Genomic DNA, 14,202 nt, shown 5'->3' with positions numbered 1-14,202 from the left:
GATACCGCAGAAATCCGCGCACCTAGTCCGCACTGTCCAGGCCGAAAGCCAGTTCAGACCCACCAGACACCTAGAGGGACGCTACGTGTCACCGCGGCGGAAGCGGGCCGTTGGGATCCGCGTATCGGCGCGGTTCCACCACAGGAGGGGGGGTGTGGTCGATCCACGCCGGGTCAAGAGGCGGGGGGGTATAGCAATAGTTCTCGGGAAGCTCAGAGAGACGGCCCGGAGGATCCGTACGTGGATCACCACGCCACCAAATCAGATCGTCATCTTCGCCCGGCTCTTGGGATTCTGCGCCCGGCCAGTTCTCTTCGAGATCGAGTAGGTAGTAGTACAGAGCTGGATCGTCAGCCGGGTTCCATGAGGAGGGGCTAATCAACGACTCTCGGGTATCGCGGACCAAACCCCAGGTGCGATCTGACGGAGGCGCGGTATAGACCAAGTGCATTACCGCACCATCGGTCCACGCATGCGACACCAGAAACGTACACCGTCCAAGCCGGGGATAAGCGGCAGCGTTTGCGTTGCGTACCTCAATGCGATGCAGCAACTCACGGAGAACCCTCGCCGCGAACTCGCAGTCCACGTCGGTCGGAGTCTCCTCAGGTGCGGGCTCAGTTGATGGGTGCATAGTTGTTCACCCACGGCGGCGTCAGAGTCCAATTCTTCTTGACCTCAACGACCCCACTGCCCCCAGGAAGAGGAAACATCGTGATCACTCCTTTCTGCCCGCCACCGGGCACGTCGTAGCTGGGGTTGGTGTTCGCCACAATCCTCATCGTCAGGCTCTCGCCAGTGTCGGCGCAACTGGGTAAACCAAGGAAGCCCGATGTGCAGTGAGCTTTGTTAATCGGCACCTCATAAACCAGCGACCCGCCCTGGTTCTCGATTGGACGTACGTGCGAGATCAGGTCCTTGAACACGTTCGGGTTGATCAGCCCATGCTTCCAATAGATCTTGTCCCACCCGAATCCCTTATCGTTGACAGCGTCGTAGTAGCCGCGCCTGAGCACCACGTGGTTGCCGTCGAGATCTGTGGCTTCGGCGATGACGTCGTTGACGGGGTACGCCGGATCGGGGGGCGGGGCGAGCGGGACATCCAACGCTTGGACGGTCTCGGGCGCCTCAGCAAATCGAACCTCGCTCAATTGCGTTGTTACGGAGCCGATTCTGGCGGCGATGTCTTTGTCTGCGGCACTCAGCGCAGCTGCACGGGCGGTGATCGTGCCAGCATGTTGGCGCATGGCCGCAATGCGAAGGCCGCCGTTCTTGCTGGTGTCGGTGACGGAGAGGTCTTCGCCCACAGTGAATCCTGCTTCGCGGGCATCGGTGATGGCCTCGACGGTTTGCCGTTTGAGGTAGTCCAGCTGATCCGCACCGCGTCGGGCGACTGCCGCGGCTTCGCTCAGCGCATCAGCAAGACCGCGTACCTTCACCAGGTCACCGAAGGTCCGTTCGTGGGCTGCCTCGGCGGCTGCCCCCTCCCACGCCGTACCTCCTGGCGCCAGCGCACCGCGGTGGACGCCATCGAACGTCTCTTCCCAGCGCTCCGCCGTGCTTGTCCAATCAGTAGCAGCCCGGTAGAGGTGCGTGGTGTCCCAGCCCAGGATTTGCGTCAGGCTCGGAACTCCGGCACTAACATCAGCAGGCATCTACGCTCGCGACGACTCGATATGAAGCGCAGACAGCCGCTGAGCGGAAGCATCCTCGTTGCTCCTGAACTGCGTCGCCGCGTTGGCCACCTTGTCGCCTGTAGCGCGCACTCGACTAGCCAACACCGTCGCGGTAGCGCTAATCGCTGCGTAAGCCCCACCTACCGCCGTCGCCGTGGCTTGGAATGGCGGTCCTGCCACCCCCGTAGAAACGTGGCCAGCTAACCGCTCTGCGTCAGCCGAGCACCGCGCCGCCAGTGCCTGCAGGCCTTCACTGCAAACCTCCAGTGTCCCCATGTGCCGAGTTTAGGACTAATCTCCAGTCCGCCCCCAAACAAGCTGGCTGGTGTTCACTCCGGCTGTTGAACAATGACTGTGCCCGGCCAGCACACCTGAGCAAAACCCATGCATTCCCGCTGGAGAGCAAACGGTCGCGCCCGCCGCCGGTTGCTGCCGCCCAAGCACCCGCCACATGGGCCAATCATCGCCTGAACGACGCACTCCATTCGCGCGAGGGGTCGCGCGAGCAGTGTTGTCTTTTCGCAGTCGGCGCGATTTTTCAACGAATGTGCTTGTGGTGGACTCATCGACCATCAGCAGTCACTGTTGGCTCAATCGAACTGACCCTGAATCAGGAGGAATCTGATGGAACTGCTGGGAGCCAAACAGGTATCGGAGATGATCGGTGTTCCTGCCGGCACACTGCGGTATTGGCGGCACTCGGATATTGGCCCGGCGAGCTTCGCATTGGGTCGTCGGGTGGTGTATCGGCGCAAGGAGGTGCTGCGGTGGATTTCGCAGCGGGAGAATGCAACTCGACGCGGTGGTGGTGACGCAGCGTGATGTCCATCCATGAGAAAAGCCTCGGGGACTAGCCGAAGCCTTTCAAGCGAACCCCTCGATCGCTCAACCGGAAGTTCCCCATGAGAATAGCCCGTCCCGCCTGTCTGCAGAACCTCCACAGGCAGGAAAAGCCATGAGCGCCAACAACGACAGCGACAAGAAGTCAGTCGCGGCGCGCCTGGTCGGCATGGCCCAAGAGCGCTACCTACTGGGCATCTCCGAGGACGGAGAGCCCTTCGGCGCCGACCGAAAACGTCCCCATCTGGCGATGCCGCTCCGTGCGGGTAGAGCCGGCCTACGCGCCGAACTGGCCTCCCGTTACTTCACCGAGACCGGCACCGCCGCGGGCGGCCAGGCCCTCACGCCGCCACCATGATTCTTGGAGGCCTCGCCGGGCTCTTCCGAAAATGGAGTGCAGGTGAGGGTGGCGGATATCCGCGGGTGATGGCCGTGTCGATGGGCTAAGACGGGCCCCAGGCAGCAGAAGATGCAGGTGTCTACGCCACATTCCTGCTATCCGGGGAGCCCTATGTCTGACCCGACGTCCTGCGCTGCTGGCGTTGTTGCCGACACGATTGTGCGCACTGTCGAACTTGGGGTGACGATGACCGACGCTGCGATCGACGGCATGACGACGGTGGTGTTCTGCACTCTGCTCGATGACGGTCGCCGGCACTGTCCAGGCTGAGGTGTCGAGGGTGTCTACCGCGACACGGTGGTGCGCACAGTGACCGATGTGCCGGTCGTCGGTCACCCGCTCCGGCTGCGGGTGCGGGTCCCGCGTTACCGGTGCCTGGCCACTGATTGTGAGCGAGAAGTGTTCGCCCACGACACCGATCGCCTGGCACGGCGGGGATGGTCGACCACGCGGCGCTGCGCCCGCTACATCTGTCGTCGGCTGATGATCGATCGCGCGACCGTGGCGGCGGTGGCACGGGAGCTGGGCCTGTCCTGGGACACCCGTCAACACGATCGCGATGGAGGCCACCCAGTTCATCGTGGCCACCGACGCCACCCGCCTCGACGGGGTCCGCGTTATCGGGGTTGACGAGCACCGCTGGGCTCATGTCCGCCGACATGGACAAGACGGCTTTGTCACCGTCATCGTCGACCTCACCCCCGTCCTCGACGGCACCGGGGCGGCGCGACTGCTCGACCTCGTGGCGGGACGCTCCGCAGCGGCATTAACGACCTGGCTGGCAGCGCAGAGCCAGGCGTCCCGTGACCAGATCGAGGTTGTCGCAATGGACGGATTCGGCGGTTACAAAACCGCGGCGACCGAGCAGCTTCCCGAGGCCACACCGGTCATGGACCCGTTCCACGTCGTGGCGTTGGCGGGGACCAAATTAGACCTATGGGCACCGCGGCCGTACTGGGGATCCGCTCTACGGGGTTCGGCGCACCTTGCGTACCCGACTGCCCCTGCTCAACGCACGCCAAAAGGACCGGCTAGAAACCGTTTTCGCCGACGAGGCGCATATCGCCGTCGAACTGTGCTGGGTTTTCTATCAGCGGCTGATCGCCGCCTATGCACACCCCGACCGGCGCCGCGGCAAAACCATGCTGAGCACGATCATCGACGCATTGCCCACAGGGGTGCCCGACGCGCTCGAGGAACTGGCCCAGCTCGGCCGCACTCTATGCCGGCGCCGGCACGACGTCCTGGCCTACTTCGATCACCACGCCTCCAACGGACCGACCGAAGCCATCAACGGCCGACCAGAAGCACTCCGCCGCAACGCCCTCGGATTCCGCAACCTCACCCACTACCGAATCCGCTCACTACTCCACTGCGGCAACCTCGCCCAAAGAATCGATGCACTCTGAAACCGGAAGAGCCCCTTATCGAAGCCGTCGCAGCTGCCGTCATCGAGTGAGCCCTCCGGCACAGCGGCGGCTGATCTCCCATGCCTGGAGGAGGCCCTCAATGTGGCGCTGACCTCAATTTTCACTCCCGTCCCAGCAGTTACCCCGATTCGCTCGGTAGGCGGGCAATTATGGACACCGTCTCCAACCCGCTCAGATCGCTTCTCAGCGCCGATACCCTCCTCCGGCACCACCGGCACCGCGGAAAGCGTTGGAACGCTCTGCGCGGTACGTCGGCAGAGCGACCCATATTTGTGATGGTCGCCACACAAGAAGCGCGAATTCCTGCCAGCCTTCTCTTAAGAAGTGCTCGACGGCACACCCACACCGGCGATACCGACACGGTTGGCGAAACGCCACGAAAAGGGCTATATTTCAGCAGTCTGAACAGCGTTGCGCAGCACAGTGATTGACGCTCATTTCGTTGAAGCCGTCTCATAAGTTACCAAAAGTGATGCAAGCCACAGATTTTGAGAGCATCGAAAATCTGTTGTTAGTGTCCGCAGACATGATTGATCTCGCAGCCGTGATGATGATGATCCAGCAGGTACAGGGGACGCCATACATCACCGGAGGGGACTCACCCCGCGGAACTGACTGCTCAGGCCTGGCATCCTGGGTCTCGAACATGGCCACCGGTCGCCCCGTCTACGGCGACCGCTTCCACACCGCCAACGAGGCCGCCGCGCTGCGGGCCCGCGGTTTTCAGGACGGAACCGCACCGAATTCCCTGGTCATCGGCTGGAACGGCAGCCACACGGCCGTCACGCTGCCTGACGGCACGCCAGTCTCCAGCGGCGAGGGTGGCGGCGTGAAGATCGGTGGCGGTGGCGCATACCAGCCGCAGTTCACCCATCACATGTACCTGCCGATGCCCGACGACGGCATGAACCAGGATCCCGGTGTGGTTCCGGTCGACATCATGAACCCCGAATTGCCTCCTCCTCCAATGGATCCCGGAGCACCGCTGGCGGATGTCCCGCCCCCGGCCGATGCGCCGGTCGTCGTCAACGCCGATAACGTGGAATTGCCGCCGCCCCCGGGCGATCCGGCACTCCCGCCCCAAGCCGCCTAACAGCACAACAACTTCCAGTGAGCGCCGAGCGTGAATTTCACGCTCGGCGCTCACTGTCTTTGACGTAAAGATCCGGCGGGGACACGTAAATATTGCGTCTCGGCGCTCGTCCTGACCGTTGACTGCGGGTTCCATCGAGCAGTGCGCATCTCACTCAGTCGATTCGGAGGGCCCTGCCATGGCTGAACTCGCTCAAGTACTCGTCATGATCGCCGTCCCCGCAAGTATTTTCGCGTTCATCGGCTGCCTGAATCGCAGGGGCGACCGGCTGTACGACGAGAACCGCAGCGCGGAGCGCACAGCAGAGCCCCGATAGGCGCATTGACTCACCCGCGCGAACACCTGATATCGGCTGACCCCTGAGCAGCCAACTGGCAAGCAAGGACCAATGGCTCTAGCCACCGGACCGCGATAAAGCCCATGGTGCATGGAGACCGTAAAGAGGTCAGGCCCGGCCGTCAAGAAACCGTCAAAGCCCAGCTGAGGTGGTCATTTGCGGACATAGATTTCGTTGGTTCTTCCAGACACTGAATGGAGATGTAAATGGCTGTCGTGGTGTACGTCGTGCTGACCATCGCGATCTTCGCGGTGCTCGGCCTGGCTCAGAAGTTGGTCGAGCGACTGTGAGCTTCGCAAACACCGTCGGACTGGTGCTAGCCGTACTCGTTGCGCTGTTCCTGGTCGCCGCGCTGCTTTTCCCGGAGAGGTTTTAGTGAACAGCACAACCGCGGGGATTCTGTTCCTGCTCCTTCTGATCCTGGCGCTCGCCGCGGTGCACGTACCGCTGGGCGACTACATGTACCGCGTCTACACCGGCACCAAGAACTCACGCGCCGAGAAGCTCATCTACAAGGCCATCGGCGCCGACCCGAAAGCCGAGCAGAGCTGGGGTGCATACGCCCGTAGCGTGCTCGCCTTCTCCGCGGTCAGCATCCTGTTCCTGTTCATCCTGCAACTGGTGCAGGGCAAACTGCCGCTGCACCTCAAAGATCCGGCCACCCCCATGACACCGTCGCTGGCATGGAACACCGCGGTCAGCTTCGTCACGAACACCAACTGGCAGGCCTATTCGGGTGAAACCACCCAGGGCCACCTGGTGCAGATGGCCGGCTTGGCGGTGCAGAACTTCGTCTCCGCCGCCGTCGGTATGGCCGTCGCGGTTGCCCTGGTCCGCGGGTTCATCCGGGTCCGCAGCGGGGAACTGGGCAATTTCTGGGTTGACTTGGTGCGCGGCACCATTCGCATCCTGCTGCCGTTCGCGTTGGTTGCCGCCGTCGTCTTGATCGCGGGCGGCGCCATTCAGAACTTCCATCTGCACGACCAAGTGGTGAACACCCTGGCCGGTGCCCCCCAGACGATTCCCGGCGGCCCAGTCGCAAGCCAGGAAGCGATCAAGGAACTTGGCACCAACGGTGGCGGCTTCTACAACGCCAACTCCGCGCACCCCTTCGAAAACCCGAACTCCTGGACCAACTGGGTCGAGATATTCCTGCTGCTGGTGATCAGCTTCTCGCTGCCGAGGACTTTCGGCCGGATGGTCAACAGCAAGAAGCAGGGTTACGCGATCGCCGCGGTCATGGGCATCATCGCGACACTGAGCGTCAGCGTCATGATGCTGTTCCAGCTGCAGGCACACGGAACTGTGCCCACGGCCGTGGGCTCTGCGATGGAAGGTGTCGAACAGCGCTTCGGCGTGGCGAACTCCGCCGTATTCGCCTCTGCCACGACGTTGACGTCCACCGGTGCGGTCGATTCGTTCCACGACTCATACACCAGCCTCGGCGGAATGATGACCCTGTTCAACATGCAGCTGGGTGAGGTGGCTCCCGGCGGGACGGGCTCCGGTCTGTACGGCATGCTCATCCTCGCGATCATCACGGTGTTCATCGCCGGCCTGATGGTCGGCCGGACGCCGGAGTACCTCGGCAAGAAGATCACGCCTCGCGAAATCAAGCTCGCCGCAAGCTATTTCCTGGTCACACCGCTGCTGGTACTGACGGGGACCGCCGTCGCGATGGCGATGCCGGGACAACGCGCAGGCATGCTCAACTCGGGTCCCCATGGCCTCTCCGAAGTGCTGTACGCCTTCACCTCGGCGGCCAACAACAACGGCTCGGCATTCGCCGGGATCAGCGTCAACACAGAGTGGTACAACACCGCACTCGGCCTGGCGATGGTGTTCGGCAGGTTCCTGCCCATGATTCTCGTTCTCGCCCTTGCCGGTTCGCTGGCCAGACAGGGTACGACGCCCGAGTCGATCGGCACACTGCCCACCCACCGGCCGCAGTTCATCGGCATGGTGGCCGGTGTCACGGTGATTCTCGTCGCACTCACATTCCTACCCGTGCTCGCGCTCGGGCCTCTCGCTGAAGGAATTCACTGAAAATGACTGTTGCCATGATTGATTCGACAACGCAACGCAAAGAACCCGAACTGCCGAAGAAACGGGTCGGCGGCGGTCTGCTCGACCCGAAGACACTGGTCCGCTCGGTGCCCGATGCACTACGCAAGCTCGATCCGCGCACACTGTGGCGCAATCCGGTGATGTTGATCGTCGAGATCGGCGCTATCTGGTCGACCGTGCTGGCGATCATGAGCCCCACCTGGTTTGCCTGGCTGACCGTGATCTGGCTCTGGCTGACCGTGCTGTTCGCGAACCTCGCCGAAGCCGTCGCCGAGGGCCGCGGCAAGGCACAGGCGGACACACTGCGCAAAGCCAAGACCGACATGATGGCGCGTCGCCTCAGCGGCTGGACCCCAGGGCACGACCAGCCTCAAAATTCCCCAGAGGAAGAGGTGGCCGCACCACAACTCCAGCAGGGCGACTACGTGGTCGTCGAGGCCGGCCAGACCATCCCTGGCGACGGCGATGTGGTAGAAGGCATTGCCTCAGTGGATGAATCAGCTATCACCGGCGAATCAGCACCGGTCATCCGTGAATCCGGCGGCGATCGCTCGGCAGTGACGGGCGGCACCACCGTGCTGTCAGACCGCATCGTTGTGCGGATCACGCAGAAGCCGGGCGAGAGCTTCATCGACCGGATGATTGCGCTCGTCGAAGGCGCCAACCGGCAGAAGACGCCGAACGAAATCGCGCTCAACATCTTGCTGGCCGCGCTGACCATCATCTTCGTGTTCGCCGTGGCCACGCTGCAGCCGTTGGCCATCTTCTCCAAGGCCAACAACCCCGGCGTGCCCGACACCCAGGCCCTGGACGGCAACGGCGTCACCGGCATCGTCATGGTCGCGCTGCTGGTGTGCCTGATCCCCACCACGATCGGTGCGCTGCTCTCCGCGATCGGTATCGCCGGCATGGACCGGTTGGTGCAGCGCAACGTGCTGGCCATGTCCGGTCGCGCTGTCGAGGCCGCCGGTGACGTCAACACCCTGTTGCTCGACAAGACCGGCACCATTACGTTGGGCAATCGGCAAGCGTCGGACTTCCTTCCGGTGCCCGGTGTCAGCACTGCGCAACTGGCCGATGCCGCGCAGCTGTCCAGCCTGGCTGACGAAACCCCCGAGGGCCGCTCGATCGTCGTCTATGCCAAACGGGAGTTCGGGCTGCGCGAGCGCACCCCCGGTGAACTCACCGGCGCGCACTGGGTCGAGTTCACGGCGACCACCCGGATGTCGGGAGTTGACCTGGAAGACGGCCAGCAGCTGCGCAAGGGCGCCGCCAACTCGGTCGCCGAGTGGGTACGCAGCCAGGGCGGCACCGTCCCCGTCGACCTCGGCCAGATCGTCGACGGCATTTCCGCCGCAGGCGGCACACCGTTGGTCGTCGGACGCACAACCGCTGGCACAGCTGAAGTTCTCGGCGTCATCCACCTGAAAGACGTTGTCAAGCAGGGCATGCGGGAACGGTTCGACGAGATGCGCAAAATGGGCATCCGCACCGTGATGATCACCGGCGATAACCCTTTGACCGCCAAAGCCATTGCCGACGAGGCCGGTGTCGACGATTTTCTCGCCGAGGCCACCCCCGAGGACAAACTCGCCCTCATCAAGCGCGAGCAGGAGGGCGGCAAGCTGGTCGCGATGACAGGTGACGGCACCAACGACGCACCGGCGCTGGCACAGGCCGACGTCGGAGTGGCGATGAACACCGGCACCTCGGCAGCCAAAGAGGCCGGCAACATGGTCGACCTGGACTCCGACCCGACCAAGCTCATCGAGATCGTCGAAATCGGCAAACAGTTGCTGATCACCAGAGGCGCGTTGACCACGTTCTCGATCGCCAACGACATCGCGAAGTACTTCGCGATCATCCCGGCGATGTTCGTGGCCTTGTTCCCCGGCCTCGACATGCTGAACATCATGCGGCTGCACAGCCCGCAGTCGGCGATCCTGTCCGCGGTCATCTTCAACGCGATCATCATCATCGCGCTGATTCCGCTATCGCTGCGTGGGGTGCGCTATACCCCGAGCAGCGCCTCAAAACTGCTGAGCCGCAACCTCTATATCTACGGGCTCGGCGGCATCATCGCCCCGTTCGTCGGGATCAAGCTCATCGACCTGGTAGTCCAACTCTTCCCCGGGATGTCCTGATATGAAGATCTCCAACCTCATTCGACTGCATTGGGCGGCCATCCGCGCCTTGCTGGTGCTCACCGCGATAACCGGCATCGCCTATCCGCTGGTGGTGTGGGCGATTGCCCTGTTGCCCGGGTTGCATGACAAGGCCGAGGGGTCGATCGTCACCGCTGCCGATGGAAAGCCGCTGGGCAGCAGCCTGATCGGTCAGCTGTTCACCGACGCAAAGGGCAACCCGCTCCCGCAGTACTTCCAGAGCCGCCCGTCGGCGGCAGGTGACGGCTACGACCCGATGTCCTCCGGCGCATCCAACCTCGGCCCGGAAAGCGTCGTCGACACTCTCGGAGACCCGACACAGCCCGAAGCAGACAACGGCTACAAGGCCAGCCTGCTCACCCTGGTGTGTTCGCGCAGCGTGGCCATCGGCCAGCTGGAAGGTGTGGACGGGAAACGACCGTTCTGCACCGGCGACGGAGTCGGTGCGGTGCTCTCGGTGATCGGCCCTCGTGACGCCCACGGAAACGTCGTGACACCTACCCGGGTGGTCAGCGTCAACGAGCCGTGCAACACGGCCAAGACGCCGTTCGTGAACACCTACGAAGGTGTCCGGGTCGAGTGCGCCAAATATGGCGAGGACTACTCGACCGGCCAGATCGTGCCCGTCCGCGGTGCCGCGCCTGCTGATTCGGCAGTACCGGCCGACGCGGTGACCGCCAGCGGCAGCGGCCTGGACCCGAACATCTCCCCTGCCTACGCCAACCTGCAGGTCCAGCGCGTCGCCAAGGCCCGAGGAGTCAGTGCGGCAGAGATCGAGAATGCGCTGCGCGACAACACCGACGGCCGTCTCCTGGGCTTCATGGGCGAGCCGGTGGTCAACGTGCTCGCACTGAACCAGGAACTCGATCAGAAGTATCCGCTGAAGAGCTGATGTGACGGTGGATGATGAGGGAGTGAATCTCCCGGCGCGACAGGGCTCCAAGCGGGGTGAGCTGCGCATCTACCTCGGTGCTGCGCCGGGCGTCGGGAAGACGTTCGCGATGCTCGGCGAAGCGCACCGTCGCCTGGAGCGCGGCACCGATCTGGTGGCCGCGGTGGTGGAGACACACGGCCGAAAGAAAACGGCCGAACTGTTCGAAGGTATCGAGATAGTGCCGCCGCACTATGTCGACTACCGGGGCGGCCGCTTCGCCGAGCTCGATGTGCCTGCGGTGCTGGCCCGTCGACCCGAAGTCGTACTGGTCGACGAGCTGGCACACACCAATACCCCTGGCAGCAAGAATCCCAAACGCTGGCAGGACATCGAGGAGCTCCTCGACGCCGGCATCTCGGTCATCTCCACCGTCAACGTCCAGCATCTGGAAAGCCTCAACGACGTCGTCGCGCAGATCACCGGTATCGAGCAGCAGGAAACCGTGCCCGATTCGGTGGTGCGCGCCGCGGCTCAGATCGAACTGGTGGACATCACGCCAGAAGCACTGCAGCGCAGACTGTCCCATGGAAACGTCTATGCGCCTGAGCGGGTGGACGCGGCATTGTCCAACTATTTCCGGCGCGGAAACCTGACCGCGCTGCGGGAACTCGCGCTGCTCTGGCTGGCCGATCAGGTCGACGCCGCCCTGGCCAAGTACCGCGCCGAGAACAAGATCACCGCGACCTGGGAGGCCCGTGAGCGGGTAGTCGTCGCCGTCACCGGCGGGCCCGAGTCGGAGACCTTGGTGCGCAGGGCCTTTCGCATCGCCTCGAAGTCCAGTGCCGAGCTGATGGTGGTGCACGTCGTCAGAGGCGACGGTCTGGCAGGAGTGTCTGCACCGATGATGGGCCGGGTCCGCGAACTGACCAGCAGCCTGGATGCGACGCTGCACACCGTAGTCGGTGACGACGTACCGACCGCCCTGCTCGATTTCGCGCGGGAGATGAACGCCACCCAGTTGGTCCTGGGAACGTCGCGGCGGTCACGCTGGGCCCGGATATTCGACGAGGGCATCGGCGCAAGGACCGTCCAGCGCTCCAGCAAGATCGACGTCCATATGGTCACCCACGAGGAGACCAGCCCCGGCTTCACGCTCTCGTCGCTGTCGCCGCGACATCGCCACCTGCTGTCGTGGCTGGCGGCCGTGCTGGTGCCATCGGCCATCTGCGCGGTGACAGTGTTACTGCTCGACAGCTTCCTGGGCATCGGCGGCGAAAGCGCCCTCTTCTTCATCGGTGTGCTGGTGGTGGCCCTGCTCGGCGGAATCGCACCGGCTGTCCTGTCGGCATTGTTCTCGGGCCTGCTGCTCAACTACTTCCTGGTGGCGCCGCGCTACACGTTCACCATCGCCGAGCCTGACAGCGCGATCACCGTCGCGGTGCTTCTGGCCGTCGCCGTCGCCGTCGCCGCGCTGGTCGACGGCGCCGCCAGCCGAACCCGCGAAGCCCGGCGGGCCTCCCAGGAGGCGGAGCTGTTGGCCCTGTTCGCGGGGTCGGTCCTGCGTGGCGGCGACCTGCCCGCCCTGTTGGAACGCGTCCGCGAGACCTACTCACAGCGCGCCGTCAGCCTGCTGCAAGAAGGCCGCGGAATCGTGGGCTGCGTGGGCAACGAACCTTGTGTGGAAGTCGACACCGCGGACACCGCGATCGAGGTGGGTGACGACGAATTCTGGATGTTGATGGCGGGGAAGAAACTCGCCGCCAGAGACCGCAGGGTGCTCACGGCCGTCGCCAAGCAGGCGGCCGGGCTGGTCAAGCAGCGTGAGCTCACCGAGGAGGCCGCGAAGGCCGAGGCGATCAGCCAGGCCGACGAGCTGCGCCGCTCACTGCTTTCCGCGGTCAGCCACGATCTGCGCACCCCACTGGCCGCCGCCAAAGCCGCGGTGTCCAGCCTGCGCGCCGACGATATCGGCTTCTCCCCCGAGGACACCGCCGAGTTGCTGGCCACCGTCGAGGAATCGATCGACCAGCTCACCGCACTGGTGGGCAATCTGCTGGACTCGTCGCGGCTGGCTGCGGGGGTGGTCAAACCGGAGCTACGCCGGGTGTATCTGGAGGAGGTCGTTCAACGTGCACTGCTCGGGATCGGTAGGGGCAGCGCAGGTTTCGGCCGGAGTGGATTCGACCGGGTGAAGGTCGAAGTCGGCGACGCGGTGGCGATGGCCGACAGCGGGCTGCTGGAACGGGTGCTAGTCAACCTTGTCGATAACGCATTGCGCTACGCCGGCGACGGCCTGATCCGCGTCAACGCTGCCACGGTCGGCAAGCGGGTGCTGATCAACGTGATCGACGAGGGTCCCGGGGTCAAGCGCGGCGCGGAGGAGCAGATGTTCGCACCCTTCCAACGGCTCGGCGATCACGACAACACCAGCGGAGTCGGCCTGGGCCTGTCGGTGGCACGCGGCTTTGTCGAGGCGATGGGCGGCAACATCTCGGCCACCGACACCCCCGGTGGCGGGCTGACCGTCGTGGTCGATCTTGCTGCGGCGGAAGGCTCTCCATGACAAGAGTTCTGGTGATCGATGACGAACCACAGATTCTGCGCGCTCTGCGGATCAACCTGTCGGTCCGCGGCTACGAAGTGACCACCGCCGCCACCGGGGCGGGCGCACTGCGGGCAGCCGCCGAACACAAACCCGATGTGGTTGTGCTCGACCTCGGCCTGCCCGACATGTCCGGTATCGAGGTGCTGGCCGGGCTGCGGGGCTGGCTGACCGCACCCGTCATCGTGCTCTCAGCCCGCACCGATTCCTCGGACAAGGTCGAGGCCCTCGACGCCGGCGCTGACGACTACGTGACCAAACCATTCGGCATGGACGAATTCCTGGCCCGGCTAAGGGCGGCGGCTCGACGTGGGGCGACCGCCTCCGACACCGATCAGCCGGTGATCGAAACATCTTCGTTCACAGTCGATCTGGCAGCGAAGAAGGTCACCAAGAACGGAACCGAAGTGCATCTGACGCCCACCGAATGGGGCATGCTGGAGATGCTGGTGCGCAACCGCGGCAAGCTGGTCGGGCGCGAAGAGCTACTCAAAGAAGTGTGGGGACCGGCCTACGCCAAGGAGACGCACTACCTCCGGGTATACCTGGCGCAGTTGCGGCGCAAGCTCGAGGTCGATCCGTCGCACCCGAAGCACCTGCTGACCGAGGCCGGGATGGGTTACCGCTTCCAGGAGTGACACAGCCTACGGCTGCCGTAGCGTCACACGATTGACGTCGAGCGTTCGCCTGCTGATCCCCTACCCGATCATCGCCTCCT

The 14,202-nt window shown here is 63.9% G+C and carries 11 protein-coding genes and 1 pseudogene; 11 read left to right on the top strand and 1 reads right to left on the bottom strand.

The genetic code is table 11. The features are described 5' to 3' along the window. Positions 1–617: 617 nt before the first annotated feature. Positions 618–1,655: a hypothetical protein gene (locus H7J73_RS17815; protein WP_264068852.1), complete on the bottom strand. Its 1,038-nt coding sequence runs from the start codon at positions 1,653–1,655 to the stop codon at positions 618–620. A gap of 645 nt (positions 1,656–2,300) precedes the next feature. Here H7J73_RS17815 and H7J73_RS17810 point away from each other — a divergent pair. The 11 genes and pseudogenes from H7J73_RS17810 (at position 2,301) to H7J73_RS17760 (ending at position 14,122) form a co-directional block, all read left to right on the top strand. Beyond that, positions 2,301–2,498 (top strand): helix-turn-helix transcriptional regulator, encoded by a 198-nt coding sequence (locus H7J73_RS17810; RefSeq protein ID WP_264068851.1) that lies wholly within the window; start codon positions 2,301–2,303, stop codon positions 2,496–2,498. A gap of 133 nt (positions 2,499–2,631) precedes the next feature. After that, positions 2,632–2,874, top strand: coding sequence for a hypothetical protein (locus H7J73_RS17805; protein ID WP_264068848.1), 243 nt, complete (start codon positions 2,632–2,634; stop codon positions 2,872–2,874). Between the two features lie 228 nt (positions 2,875–3,102). Next, positions 3,103–4,325, top strand: a pseudogene (locus H7J73_RS17800) (ISL3 family transposase). Positions 4,326–4,872: 547 nt separating this feature from the next. Further along, positions 4,873–5,439: a peptidoglycan endopeptidase gene (locus H7J73_RS33995; protein WP_435405520.1), complete on the top strand. Its 567-nt coding sequence runs from the start codon at positions 4,873–4,875 to the stop codon at positions 5,437–5,439. 178 nt (positions 5,440–5,617) lie between these two features. Beyond that, a complete protein-coding gene (locus tag H7J73_RS17790) occupies positions 5,618–5,755 on the top strand; it encodes a hypothetical protein (protein ID WP_264068847.1) in 138 nt (45 codons plus the stop codon). A 307-nt stretch (positions 5,756–6,062) separates the two neighbouring features. After that, a complete protein-coding gene (locus H7J73_RS17785) occupies positions 6,063–6,152 on the top strand; it encodes a potassium-transporting ATPase subunit F (protein WP_264068846.1) in 90 nt (29 codons plus the stop codon). Continuing rightward, a complete protein-coding gene (gene kdpA / locus H7J73_RS17780) occupies positions 6,152–7,822 on the top strand; it encodes a potassium-transporting ATPase subunit KdpA (protein WP_264068844.1) in 1,671 nt (556 codons plus the stop codon). The genes H7J73_RS17785 and kdpA overlap by 1 nt, the downstream gene beginning before the upstream one ends. A 2-nt stretch (positions 7,823–7,824) precedes the next feature. After that, positions 7,825–9,987, top strand: a complete 2,163-nt coding sequence (gene kdpB / locus H7J73_RS17775) for a potassium-transporting ATPase subunit KdpB (protein WP_264068843.1) — start codon at positions 7,825–7,827, stop codon at positions 9,985–9,987. A gap of 1 nt (position 9,988) precedes the next feature. Beyond that, the gene (locus tag H7J73_RS17770) at positions 9,989–10,900 is read left to right on the top strand and encodes a potassium-transporting ATPase subunit C (protein ID WP_264068842.1); all 912 of its coding nucleotides are present in this window, start codon (positions 9,989–9,991) and stop codon (positions 10,898–10,900) included. 1 nt (position 10,901) lies between these two features. After that, on the top strand, positions 10,902–13,445 hold the full coding sequence (locus tag H7J73_RS17765; protein WP_264068841.1) for a DUF4118 domain-containing protein: 2,544 nt from the start codon (positions 10,902–10,904) through the stop codon (positions 13,443–13,445). Beyond that, on the top strand, positions 13,442–14,122 hold the full coding sequence (locus tag H7J73_RS17760) for a response regulator (protein WP_264068840.1): 681 nt from the start codon (positions 13,442–13,444) through the stop codon (positions 14,120–14,122). Before H7J73_RS17765 ends, H7J73_RS17760 begins: the two co-directional genes overlap by 4 nt. The last annotated feature ends 80 nt before the right edge of the window (positions 14,123–14,202 follow it).

The organism is Mycolicibacterium komossense (genome assembly GCF_025822605.1).
Taxonomy (GTDB): domain Bacteria; phylum Actinomycetota; class Actinomycetes; order Mycobacteriales; family Mycobacteriaceae; genus Mycobacterium; species Mycobacterium komossense.
Note: the sequence above shows the minus strand (reverse complement) of the source record. Positions and strands in the feature narration are given on the sequence as shown.

What these genes read in the sequence shown, in the direction of transcription:
- kdpB (WP_264068843.1), top strand. Translation starts at nt 7,825, where the DNA reads ATGACTGTTGCCATGATTGATTCGACAACGCAACGCAAAGAACCCGAA.
- H7J73_RS17760 (WP_264068840.1), top strand. Translation starts at nt 13,442, where the DNA reads ATGACAAGAGTTCTGGTGATCGATGACGAACCACAGATTCTGCGCGCT.
- H7J73_RS17810 (WP_264068851.1), top strand. Translation starts at nt 2,301, where the DNA reads ATGGAACTGCTGGGAGCCAAACAGGTATCGGAGATGATCGGTGTTCCT.
- H7J73_RS17815 (WP_264068852.1), bottom strand. Translation starts at nt 1,655, where the DNA reads ATGCCTGCTGATGTTAGTGCCGGAGTTCCGAGCCTGACGCAAATCCTG.
- H7J73_RS17770 (WP_264068842.1), top strand. Translation starts at nt 9,989, where the DNA reads ATGAAGATCTCCAACCTCATTCGACTGCATTGGGCGGCCATCCGCGCC.
- H7J73_RS17790 (WP_264068847.1), top strand. Translation starts at nt 5,618, where the DNA reads ATGGCTGAACTCGCTCAAGTACTCGTCATGATCGCCGTCCCCGCAAGT.
- H7J73_RS33995 (WP_435405520.1), top strand. Translation starts at nt 4,873, where the DNA reads ATGATTGATCTCGCAGCCGTGATGATGATGATCCAGCAGGTACAGGGG.
- H7J73_RS17805 (WP_264068848.1), top strand. Translation starts at nt 2,632, where the DNA reads ATGAGCGCCAACAACGACAGCGACAAGAAGTCAGTCGCGGCGCGCCTG.